Here is a 1,052-nt window from a genome sequence, read left to right as displayed (position 1 = left end):
ACGCTGGTCTTGCCGGAGCCGGAGCGCGGCGCGCCGATGATGATGGCGCGGGCCGTCATGCTTGTCCCGCCAGTGCCGCGCGCATGGCAACGATCCCGCCAACGACGATCAGCGCCGGCGAGGCGAGACCGGCGGCCGCGGCTTCCTCGGCAATGGTGGCGAGCGTTGCGACGACGGTTCGTTCCTGCGGCGTCGTTGCGGCGACGATCACTGCCGCCGGTGTCGACGGCGCCAGCCCGCCGTCGAGCAGTGCCGCCGCGATCAAAGGCAGGTTGGCCATGCCCATATAAACGACGACAGGCTGGCCGGTGCGGGCGATTGCCGCCCAATCGAGATCGTCATCGGTGCCGGCGGCGTGGCCGGTGGCCAGGATCACCGCCTTGTTGATGCCGCGCATGGTGGCCGGGATGCCGGTCGCGGCCAGAGCGCTGAGGCCCGAGGTCAGGCCTGGCAGCACGCGGAACGGGATGTTTTCATGCGCCAGCGCCAGGGCTTCTTCGCCGCCGCGGCCGAAAATATAGGGATCGCCGCCCTTCAGCCTGACGACGCGGCGGCCGTCGCGCGCCAGCCGCACCAAAAGGGCGGTGATGTCATCCTGTTTCATCGACGGTTTGCCGCCGCGCTTGCCAGCAAAGAAAAGCTCGGCATTTTCGGCAACGGCGACGACATCGGATGAGACCAGCGCGTCGTAGACCAGCGCATCCGCCTCGGCCAAAGCCGCCAGCACTTCGAGCGTCAGGCAACCGGGGTCGCCGGGGCCGGCGCCGGCCAGCCAGACATGGCCAGGCTCCAGCTGGCGCGGCTTGAAGTTCAGCCGGGACAAGGCTTTTTCGAGCGTAGCGTTTTCGCCGGTGTTTTTGTTGCTGCCGCTCACAATCCGTCCCGTCCGCGAAAACGCCGCTGGTAGTGGGCGTCGTATAATGAACTCTCGCCAAAACCTTCGGCTGCCAGCGAGCGGCCGACGAAGATGATCGCCGTGCGCTCCATCGGATCGGCGGCGAGCAGCGCCTCGATGGTCGCCAGCGTGCCGGTCAGCACACGCTCGTCCGGCC

1 protein-coding gene and 1 pseudogene are annotated in these 1,052 nt (G+C 68.0%); both read right to left on the bottom strand.

Going from position 1 to position 1,052, the window contains the following annotated elements; genetic code table 11:
• Positions 1–55: 55 nt before the first annotated feature.
• Positions 56–874, bottom strand: coding sequence for a uroporphyrinogen-III C-methyltransferase (gene cobA, locus EN939_RS35505; protein WP_127271891.1), 819 nt, complete (start codon positions 872–874; stop codon positions 56–58).
• Positions 871–1,052 (bottom strand): annotated as a pseudogene (locus tag EN939_RS35500) (precorrin-4 C(11)-methyltransferase); the annotation flags it as partial. The gene cobA and the pseudogene EN939_RS35500, both read right to left, overlap by 4 nt.

It is taken from the genome of Mesorhizobium sp. M7A.F.Ca.CA.002.05.1.1 (assembly GCF_003998335.1).
Taxonomy (GTDB): domain Bacteria; phylum Pseudomonadota; class Alphaproteobacteria; order Rhizobiales; family Rhizobiaceae; genus Mesorhizobium.
This window is presented reverse-complemented; position numbering and strand designations above follow the sequence as displayed.